Origin of the sequence: Flavonifractor plautii ATCC 29863 (genome assembly GCF_000239295.1) — a bacterium.
GTDB classification, from domain to species: Bacteria; Bacillota; Clostridia; order Oscillospirales; family Oscillospiraceae; genus Flavonifractor; species Flavonifractor plautii.
Map to the genome: position 1 here is coordinate 1 of NZ_JH417788.1, position 7,837 is coordinate 7,837.

Below are 7,837 nucleotides of genomic sequence, written 5' to 3' on the forward strand. Positions count from 1 at the left end.
GGCCCCGCAGCGCGGGGCCGCCGTTTTCCTCGGTCAGGTATCGTCCTCGATCAGGCCGTAGCCGCCGTCATTGCGCTTGTAGACCACGGCAAAAGCTCCGTCGTCATCCGCGTTCTTGAAGGCAAAGAAGGTGTGGTCCACCAGGTTCATCTGGAGCACCGCCTCCTCCACCGTCATGTGCTTGATGGGGAAGCGCTTGGTGCGGACAATCCGGAATTCCTCCTCTTCCTCCTCAGGGGCAAAGGAGGAAACCTCTTCGGCATCCACGGTTCGGACGAATGCATCCTGGCGCAGGCGCTTCTCCAAGCGGGCCTTATTTTTGCGAAGCTGGCGCTCTACCGAGGAGACCGCCGCGTCGATGGTAGCAAACATGTCGGAGGTACTCTCAGACACGCGGATGATCGTGCTGCCGGAGCGCACGGTAAGCTCCACGTTGTTCCGGTCCTTCTCCACGCTGAAGACGATGGCGGCCTCCGCGTCCGCCTTAAAATAACGGTCTAATTTACCCACCTTTTTCTCCGCATAGGCGTGGACCTTGTTGGGCAGGTTGACCTTTTTGTCTGTGAACACGAACTTCATAGTTTTCAGCTCCTTCCACCCTCCGGAGAGGGTTATGGTCCGGAGACCGGGAGGCCCGGCCTCCTTGCTTTGATTATACCACGAAGTTTCCCAATTGTCACAGCTTATTTTATGAATTTTTTGGTTCTATGCCCAATCAGCCGTGATGTCCGCAGCCGTGGTCATGGCCGCCGCAGGTGTGACCGCCCTCGTGATGGTGTCCGCAGGTATGCCCCTCACCGTGGTCGTGGTGGCTGCATACGGTGTTGGGATCGTAGGCCAGGCTGCCAGCCAGCAGGGCCTCCACCTGGGCGTCCGCACTGCCGGACGCACCAGGGTAGAGCTGAATCCCCGCCTCAGCCAGGGCGCTGCGGGCGCCGCCGCCGATGCCGCCGCAGATCAGGGTGTCCACTCCAAGTCCCCGCAGGAAACCCGCCAGGGCACCATGGCCGGAGCCGCCTGTCTCCACCACCCGGGCGGAGACCACCTTGCCCTCCGCCGCCTCGTAGATTTTGAACTGCTCCGTATGGCCGAAGTGCTGAAAAACCTGTCCGTTTTCATAGGTAACCGCGATTTTCATTTTCATAACCTCCTAATTCTCCTTGGACCGCAGGCACGCGCCGCAGCCACAGCGTCCCATACCGCAATCCCGCCGGGCGCAGTCCCGGCCGGGACACTCCTCTCCCCGGGGGCAGAGCACATAGTCTCCGCCGGAGATGTGCAGGCGCCTCCCCTCCACCAGGGCCTGGGCCAGCCTGCGCCGGGCGGTGTCGTACACCTGCTGCACCGTGGAGCGGGCCACCCCCATCTGGGCGGCGCACTCCTCCTGGGTGCAGCCCAGCAGGTCGATGAGGCGGATGGCCTCGTACTCCTCCACCGCCATCTCCACCCGGCCGTCCGCCGCCCCCTCCAGGGGGCCGAAGCTGCTGCATCGGGGCAGGGCACAGATGCGTCTGCATTTTTTGGGTCTGGGCATAGCGTCTCCTCCGTTTCCGGCTTATGCCATTTATTATAGCATATTTTTGGCATATGTCAATAATTGATTTTTGAGTTTAACTGCGTGTTAATTTCCTTTCCCTCCACTTAAGATGCCTTTTCTTGTTATTTTTTTACGAAAACCCACCCGGTTTTTACCCTTAATCAGTTGACACATCGTTTTTGTACGCATTTTCTTGTCCACCCACCTCTGATTTCGGTGAGTCTGCCAATTGTTTTATTCCCATGCCCATACTATACTTTAAACAGCCCATAAAGGAGGTATGATTTATGGTACTGGAATTGAAGTTTGATTCCATCTCTGAGCTTGCAGAGCTGCAGCGGCTGGCCGTTCAGGCGGATAAGCCCGTATATATTGCCAATGAAGACGACTCCATCCGGGTGGATGCCCGCTCGTTTTTGGGGCTTTTCGCGCTGGACTACTCCAAGCCTCTGAAGGTGATCACCGACTCCCTCTACGCCATGCGGATGCTGGAGATCCAGCAGCGCAACCGTGCGGCCCACATGGCCCGCGCCTGAGGGGGATACAAGCAAAAAAGAGCGGAAGGGCGCGGCCCTTCCGCTCTTTTTTACTCTTTACAGGTGTCCATGAATTTCCTATAATAAGGAATGTTGTGTCACAAGTTGTTCTATTGTGAGGTGTTGGTGTGAAATCTGTACTTGCCGACCGGCTCTTTCATCTGAAGGAGAACGGCACCACGGTCCGCCGGGAGTGCTTCGCCGGCCTGACCACCTTTGTCACCATGGCGTATATCCTGGCGGTCAACCCGGCCATTCTGGGCGCCGCCGGCATGGACCGGGGCGCGGTCTTTACCGCCTCCGCTCTGGCCGCCTGCGCCGCTACCCTGCTCATGGCCCTGCTCTCCAACTATCCCTTCGCCCTGGCCCCGGGCATGGGGCTGAACGCCTACTTCGCCTACACCGTGGTCATCAAGCAGGGCTACTCCTGGCAGATGGCCCTGGCTGCGGTCTTCCTGGAGGGCCTGCTCTTCATTGTCCTCTCCGTCACTTCGGTGCGGGAGGCCATCTTCAACTCCATCCCCCGGCCTCTAAAGCTGGGCGTCACCTGGGGCATCGGCCTGTTCATCCTCTTCATCGGCCTTCAGAACTCCAAGCTGATCGTGGCCGACCCCTCCACCATGCTGTCGGTCTACCCCTTCCGGGAGGCCATCGCCTCCGGGGAGATACGTTCCGTGGGCCTGGGGGCGGTGCTGGCCTTCGCCGGAATCCTCCTCACCGCCATCCTCACTATCCGCAGGGTGAAGGGCGCCCTGCTGCTGGGCATCCTGGCCGTGTGGGGGGCGGCCATCCTCTGTCAGCTCACCGGCCTCTATGTCCCCAACGCCGAGCTGGGCATGGCCAGCGTCCTGCCCGACTTCTCCGCTGGTCTGGCCGTCCCCAGCCTGGCTCCCACCTTTATGCAGATGGACTTCACTGGGCTGTTCACCCTCAATTTTCTGACAGTGGTGCTCTCCTTCCTCTTTGTAGATGTATTCGACACCTTGGGCGGCATTATCGGCATGGCCTCCCAGGGGCACATGCTGGATGAGAACGGACGCCTGCCCCGCATCCGGGGCGCGCTGCTCTCCGACGCGGTGGGCACCTCCGTGGGCGCTGTGCTGGGCACCTCCACCACCACGACCTTTGCCGAGAGCGCGGCGGGCATCGCCGCCGGCGGCCGCACCGGCCTCACCAGCGTGGTCACGGCCCTGATGTTTCTCCTGTCCCTCTTCCTCTCTCCCCTGTTTCTGGCGGTGCCCGGCTTTGCCACCGCTCCGGCGCTGGTCATCGTGGGACTGAGCATGCTCGGCAGCCTCCGGGCGCTGGACCCGGCGGACTGGCGGGAGAGCCTTCCCGCCTATCTGACCATGGTGGCCATGCCCTTCTGCTACTCCATCTCCGAGGGCATTGCCGTGGGCACCATCTCCTATGTGGCCGTCCACCTCTTTACCGGCGCGGAGAGCCGGAAGAAGGTCAGCCCCGTGCTGGCGATACTGGCCCTGGTCTTTCTGCTCAAGTACATTTTCCTGTAAGGTACAGCCTGGGCCCTGTCCATACGGACAGGGCCCAGGCTGATTATTTGACCCGCCGGCCGTTGAGAAAGACGGCCCGGATGCTGCCGTTCCAGTCAAAGGGGTGGCCGCTGGTCACCACCACGTCGGCGTCCTTGCCGGGGGTGAGGGTGCCCACCCGCTTGGAGAGGCCCGCAATCTCGGCGGCGCTGCTGGTGATGGCCGCCAGGGCCTCCTCTGGGTCCAGGCCCCCCCGCACGGCCATGGCCGCGCAGAGGGGGAGGTACTGGATGGGCGTTTCCGGGTGGTCGGTGCAGATGGCGATCTTCACCCCCGCCCGGTGGAGCAGGGCCGGGTTGTCCAAGGTCTGGCCCACCAGCTCCGGCTTGGAGCGGTCGGTGAGGCAGGGCCCGGTGATGACCGGCACCCCCGCCTCCGCCAGCAGCTCGGGCACCAGATAGCCCTCCGTGCCGTGAACCACCACCAGCTTCAGCCCGAACTCCCGGCTGAGGCGCATGGCGGTAGCGATGTCGTCGGCCCGGTGGGCGTGGAAGTGGGCGGGCAGCTCTCCCGCCACCACCGGCACCAGCGCCTCCAGCTTGGCGTCGTAATCGGGCATGTCCTGGTCGGGATCTCCGTCCGCCTTGGCCTGCTTGTCCTGGTACTCCTGGGCTTTGGCCAGGTGCTCCCGGATGAGGGCCGCGGTGGCCATACGGGTCACCGGCGTCTCCTTCCGGTCGTTGTAGACCGACTTAGGATTTTCCCCCAGGGCGAACTTCATGGCGGCGGGGGCCTTGAGCACCATCTCGTCCACCCAGCGCCCGTCGGTCTTGAGGGCCAGGAACTGCCCGGCGATGGGGTTGGCCGAGCCGGGGCCGGTGAGCACCGTGGTCACGCCCCCCTCCCGTGCCTCCCGGAAGCCCCGGTCCAGGGGATTCACCCCGTCGACGGCCCGGAGCTGGGGGGTACAGGGGTCGGTGGACTCGTTTCCGTCGTCCGCCTCAAAGCCCAGGGCATCCCCGAACAGGCCCAGGTGGCAGTGGGCGTCGATAAAGCCGGGCAGGATATGCCCCCCCTCCGCATCCAGCACGGGGCCCTCCGCCCCGGCGGGCAGGGCCTCCATGGGCCCTACGGCGGTGAGCTTCTCCCCCTCAAAGGCCACGAAGCCACGGGGAATCACCGGCCCGTCCATGGGGTGAACTACCCCGTTGAGAATCAGCATTAGCCATTCGCCGCCTTTCGACAAAAGTTCTATTTGACATTTTATGGAAATCATAGTATGATAAGAGCACAGCTTATCCAATAGGCGAGTGTAATTCGAACCCGCGATTCTTCCATTCTCCCGCACACATCTCTCTTGGGCGCCCCAGGACGGGGCGCTCTTTTTTTATCTACTCCTCCAGCGTGTACTGGTCCACCAGGGCCACGTCCCGCTCCAGGTAGTGGCCGCCGCGCCAGAGGCGGAAGGTGAGCACGTCCCCCACCGCCAGCCCCTCCTTGATCGCCTGGAGCTGGTCCATGTCGGTGATCGTCTCGCCGTTGACCGCCACGATCACGTCGTTGGGCAGGACGCCCTGCCGTTGGGCGTCGGAGCCCTCCCGGACGCTCTGTACCGCCACCCCCCGGGGGCACCCGTACTCCTCCGCCAGCTCCTCCGTCACGGTATAGCCGGTGATGCCGATGGTGGGCCGGCCCTCCACCCGCCCGTGGGCGATGAGGGCGTCCACCACCGTCTTGACCGTGGTGGTGGGAATGGCGAAGCCCAGGCCCTCTACCGTGTTGTCATAGGCCCGCATTTTCAGGTTGGTAATGCCAACCACCTGTCCCCGGTCGTTGATGAGCGCCCCGCCGGAGTTGCCCGAGTTGAGGGCGGCGGTGGTCTGGAGCAGCACCATGGTGTACCCGTCCACGTTCACATCCCGGTTGATGGCGGAGATGATGCCGTCGGTCATGGTGCCCCGCAGCTCCTCCCCCAGCGGATTGCCGATGGCCGCCACCGTGTCCCCCACCTCCAGAAGGGTGGAGTCGCCGAACTGGGCGGGCGTCAGGCCGGCGCAGTCGATCTTCAGCACCGCCAGATCGCTCTGTGCATCCTGTCCCACCAGCAGGGCCTGGAACACCCGCTCATCCTGGAGCACCACATCCACGGCGCCGCATCCCTCAATGACGTGGCTGTTGGTGATGATATACCCGTCCTCCGACATCACCACGCCGGTGCCCAGGCTCATGCCGTCCCCCTTGCTCCCCCGGATGCTGACGATGGAGGCGATGTTCTCCCGGTAGATCTCCTGGAGGCTGTGGGCCCCGCCGCTGGGCAGGGGGGAGATGGTGAGGGTGGTGCCGTCCCCGGTGGGGGCCCGCTCTACCGTGGTTTCCTCCGGCAGCTCCTCCCGAACGGGAAGGGGCTGCCAGGTGCTGTCGGCCAGGGCCGGCAGCTCCTCCAGGCGGCTGTAGCTCCACAGCCCCGCCGCCGCAGTCAGGCCGCCCAGCAGGGCCATGGTCAGGAGAAAGAGGAGCACCGCCGCTGCGCCGCTCCACCGCCGGCGGCGCCCTGCGAAAATCGGCGCCGGGGTGCTCCGGGGGGCCTCCCCCGTTTGATCGTAATAGTAGCCGCGCATGGGCCCTCCTTCTTGCCCCGTCCGCCGGGGCGTCATGCAAGCGTCAGGGTAAATACGAACTCCGTCACGCCGTCCTGGCTGGTGACGGAAATGTTCTCCTTGTGGTTGTTGAGGATAGTCTTGACGATATACAGCCCCAGGCCCACGCCCTCCCGGTCCACGGAGCGGGATTTGTCGCTCTTGTGGAAGCGGTCGAAGATCATGGCCAGCTCGTCGGGGGGGATGGTGTCGCCGTGGTTGCGCACCGCTACGTGGGCCTTGCCCCCCTTGGCGGTGATGGACAGGCCCATGGTGCTCCCCTCGGCCGAGAACTTGATGGCGTTATCCAGCAGGTTATAGCACACCTGGGTGATGGCGTCCGGATCCCCCCACACCAGCACGGGCCCGTCGGGGAGCTGGGTGTCCACGTCCAGATGGCGGGCATTGATCTTGTTCTCCAGGCTCACCAGCACCCGCAGCATGACCTCGGACACGTCGAACTGCTCCTGGGCGGTGACATTCTCCGCCGACTGGAGGCGGGACAGATCCAGCATCCGCCGCACCAGGCGGGAGAGCCGCCGGGTTTCCGAGGAGATGGTCTGTAGGGCGGCGCGCTCCTTGTCCGGCGGGATGGTGCCATCCAGAATGCCGTCGGAAAAGCCGGCGATGGTGGTCATGGGGGTCTTGAGCTCGTGGGAGATGTTGGCCACAAACTCGCTGCGGCGGGCCTCGCTCTTGGCAATGGAGTCGGCCATGGCGTTGAAGGCCTCGGCCAGCTCGCCCACCTCGTCCTTCCGCTTCTCATAGCCCTGCACCCGCACCTCGTACTCGCCGTGGCCGAATTTGCGGGCGGTCTCGGCGATCTCCTTCAGGGGGTTGGTCAGCCGCAGGGAGGTGATGGAGCTGGTGATGAAAGCCACGCACAGTACCACCACGGCAGTAAAGAAAAAGATGGAGATGAACGCCTGCCACAGCTCGGTGATGTCCGAGGTCTCCGCCGCCACATAGGCCACGCCGATCATGGTCTGCTCGGTCTGCCCGGTGGCCAGGTTCACCGTTTTGACCGTGATGGGGGTGCCCGCCACAAAGCGTTTCTCCGGAAACAGGCCGCCCAGAGTGGTCATACCGCTGTAGCTGCCCTCCTTTTGGAGCTGGCTGACGATGGACTGGGGCAGATAGTTCCCCCCCAGCCCGCTCTGGATCGTCGCTCCATCGGAACAGAGTACCAGCTCCCCATCCGCCTCGGTGACCAGGACAAAGGCGTTGGCGATGTGGGCCACATTGGCAACATAGAGCTGGTAGGCCATGTCCCGCACGTCGATCCCTTCGGCCCGCACCTTGGCGGTGAAGTCGGCCACATAATCGGCGTTGCGCTCCATGGAGTCCCGGGTTTCCCGGATTGTATACTGGTAGGACAGGCCGATAAAGGCGGTCCCCAGCAGGGCGAAGGAGATGAGAATCATCCCCGCCGTCAGCAGGAACTGCCGTCCGTACAGGCTCTTCATGCGCCGCTCACAACCTCAAACTTGTAACCGACACCCCACACAGTTTTGAGGCTCCACTGCTCGCTGGCCCCCCACGAAGCGTTCCGCTCCGCGGGGCCCCCATTTCCTTTCCATTTTTCGCGGGCCGGAAGTGAATTCCGTCCCGCTCCGCCGCAGAGGCGGCGGCACG

General features: G+C 63.6%; 8 protein-coding genes. 2 read left to right on the plus strand and 6 right to left on the minus strand.

What is annotated here, in order from left to right; genetic code table 11:
* Positions 1-33: 33 nt before the first annotated feature.
* The 3 genes from hpf to HMPREF0372_RS20615 form a co-directional block, all read right to left on the minus strand.
* A complete protein-coding gene (gene hpf / locus HMPREF0372_RS10270) occupies positions 34-579 on the minus strand; it encodes a ribosome hibernation-promoting factor, HPF/YfiA family (protein ID WP_007491917.1) in 546 nt (181 codons plus the stop codon).
* Between the two features lie 136 nt (positions 580-715).
* Positions 716-1,138, minus strand: a complete 423-nt coding sequence (locus HMPREF0372_RS20610; RefSeq protein ID WP_039997212.1) for a NifB/NifX family molybdenum-iron cluster-binding protein — start codon at positions 1,136-1,138, stop codon at positions 716-718.
* Positions 1,139-1,150: 12 nt separating this feature from the next.
* Complete coding sequence (locus tag HMPREF0372_RS20615; RefSeq protein WP_007491928.1) at positions 1,151-1,534, minus strand: DUF134 domain-containing protein; 384 nt, start codon at positions 1,532-1,534, stop codon at positions 1,151-1,153.
* A gap of 290 nt (positions 1,535-1,824) precedes the next feature.
* Between HMPREF0372_RS20615 and HMPREF0372_RS10285 the strand changes: the two genes are divergently transcribed.
* A complete protein-coding gene (locus HMPREF0372_RS10285; RefSeq protein WP_007491929.1) occupies positions 1,825-2,073 on the plus strand; it encodes a hypothetical protein in 249 nt (82 codons plus the stop codon).
* Positions 2,074-2,201: 128 nt separating this feature from the next.
* Positions 2,202-3,587, plus strand: a complete 1,386-nt coding sequence (locus tag HMPREF0372_RS10290; RefSeq protein WP_007491930.1) for an NCS2 family permease — start codon at positions 2,202-2,204, stop codon at positions 3,585-3,587.
* 43 nt (positions 3,588-3,630) lie between these two features.
* On the opposite strand, the gene HMPREF0372_RS10295 is transcribed toward HMPREF0372_RS10290, so the two are convergent.
* From HMPREF0372_RS10295 to HMPREF0372_RS10305, 3 genes are all read right to left on the minus strand, one after another.
* Positions 3,631-4,788 (minus strand): amidohydrolase, encoded by a 1,158-nt coding sequence (locus HMPREF0372_RS10295; protein WP_039997215.1) that lies wholly within the window; start codon positions 4,786-4,788, stop codon positions 3,631-3,633.
* Positions 4,789-4,957: 169 nt separating this feature from the next.
* Positions 4,958-6,184, minus strand: a complete 1,227-nt coding sequence (locus HMPREF0372_RS10300) for a S1C family serine protease (RefSeq protein WP_039997217.1) — start codon at positions 6,182-6,184, stop codon at positions 4,958-4,960.
* A gap of 32 nt (positions 6,185-6,216) precedes the next feature.
* Positions 6,217-7,668 carry a sensor histidine kinase gene (locus HMPREF0372_RS10305; protein WP_007491933.1) on the minus strand — a complete coding sequence of 484 codons (1,452 nt, stop codon included), beginning with the start codon at positions 7,666-7,668 and terminating at the stop codon, positions 6,217-6,219.
* Positions 7,669-7,837: the final 169 nt, after the last annotated feature.

Excerpts from the sequence above, each read along its gene's own strand:
- hpf (WP_007491917.1), bottom strand. The coding sequence starts at position 579 with ATGAAGTTCGTGTTCACAGACAAAAAGGTCAACCTGCCCAACAAGGTC.
- HMPREF0372_RS20610 (WP_039997212.1), bottom strand. The coding sequence starts at position 1,138 with ATGAAAATCGCGGTTACCTATGAAAACGGACAGGTTTTTCAGCACTTC.
- HMPREF0372_RS20615 (WP_007491928.1), bottom strand. The coding sequence starts at position 1,534 with ATGCCCAGACCCAAAAAATGCAGACGCATCTGTGCCCTGCCCCGATGC.
- HMPREF0372_RS10285 (WP_007491929.1), top strand. The coding sequence starts at position 1,825 with ATGGTACTGGAATTGAAGTTTGATTCCATCTCTGAGCTTGCAGAGCTG.
- HMPREF0372_RS10295 (WP_039997215.1), bottom strand. The coding sequence starts at position 4,788 with ATGCTGATTCTCAACGGGGTAGTTCACCCCATGGACGGGCCGGTGATT.
- HMPREF0372_RS10300 (WP_039997217.1), bottom strand. The coding sequence starts at position 6,184 with ATGCGCGGCTACTATTACGATCAAACGGGGGAGGCCCCCCGGAGCACC.
- HMPREF0372_RS10305 (WP_007491933.1), bottom strand. The coding sequence starts at position 7,668 with ATGAAGAGCCTGTACGGACGGCAGTTCCTGCTGACGGCGGGGATGATT.